The 1195-nt window shown below is 66.1% G+C and carries 2 protein-coding genes; both read right to left on the minus strand.

The window, feature by feature from the left end; genetic code table 11:
* On the minus strand, positions 1 to 849 hold an 849-nt coding region (locus ACK4TH_RS11955), incomplete at its 3' end, for a major capsid protein (protein WP_409626756.1).
* 2 nt (positions 850 to 851) lie between these two features.
* On the minus strand, positions 852 to 1193 hold the full coding sequence (locus ACK4TH_RS11960) for a head decoration protein (protein WP_409626758.1): 342 nt from the start codon (positions 1191 to 1193) through the stop codon (positions 852 to 854).
* Between the last annotated feature and the right edge of the window lie 2 nt (positions 1194 to 1195).

Below are 1195 nucleotides of genomic sequence, written 5' to 3' on the forward strand. Positions count from 1 at the left end.
CGGGGCGAAGTAGGTGGCGAAGGTGTCCACCGTCCCCAGCGGAAAGGCGTGAGCCTCGCCCGCGGCGATGAAGCGGCGCGCGGTGCCGTTGGCATCGGTGGCCTGACCCCGGTACTCCTCGAAGGTGATGCCGCCGTAGGTGAAGCCGCGCCGCACGTCGTTGATGAGGATGGCGCCGTTCTGCCAGTTCTCGAAGGCCTTCTCGACCTTGGCGTGGCCGGTGAGCGCGGCGAAGAACTCCGGCGAGCACAGACAATGGACGCCGTTCATGAACTCGCCCTTGAGGTTCTCCTCGATGGTCGCCAGCACGATGCCGCACTTGGCTTTGACGTTGGTGCCCGCCGTGCCCAGCTCGAAGGCTACCGTTTGCTGCGTGATCTCGAAGGCGTCGAACAGGTCGTAGAGCACCGAGCCGTCCGCATCGAGGATCACGCCCTTGAGCGCGCCGACACGCAGGTGCTCCAGCGTGATCGCATGCTTGTTGCGCATCGTCTCCAGATGGCGCGCGACCACGCCTGCGACCGTCTCGGTTTCGGTTTCCGAACCGAAGGCGCGGATGCCTTGCACTTCCTCGGGCAGCACCACGTCGTCGTGCGGGATGTGCGGCACGACGAAGGAGCGCAGCTTGCGCTTGCCACGCACGCCGACCGTGCCGGGCGAACCCGGCGGCAGCGTAGGCAGCAGGTTGAGCACGCCGTTCATTTCCTCGACGACGATCTGGCGCTGACGCACGGGCTTGGGCGGCATCAGGTTCAGTTCTTCCAGACGCCCGTAGCGGTTGGGCAGGATGTTGATGGCAGCGGTCAGCGCGGCCATCGAGAACGCGGGATTGCTGAAGGGGTTGTTCATGGTCAGGCTCCTTGACGGACGAGCACGCCCAGCGCCTTGAGCTGCGCAATGGCGGTAAGTTGTTCGGCAGTGGTGATGGCGTCGGGCCACGCGAGTGCGTGGTTGGCGACGATGGCGTGGCGCGCGACGACGAGGCCGTCATCACGGTCGATCAATGCCGCGTCGCAGGCTTGCAGCAGCACGCCTGCGGCGACCTGCGTGCCGTCCTCGGCGGACGGATCGATCTGCTTGTACTTGCCGGTGGCGGTTACGATGCCGACGCCGGTGCCCAGCGGCAGGTTCTGACCGCAAGCGACCGTGACGCGGTCGCGCGAGTAGAGGTTCGGCGCTTCGTACTTGAGCAGGT

This window comes from Tepidimonas sp., assembly GCF_046292505.1.
GTDB lineage: Bacteria > Pseudomonadota > Gammaproteobacteria > Burkholderiales > Burkholderiaceae_C > Tepidimonas.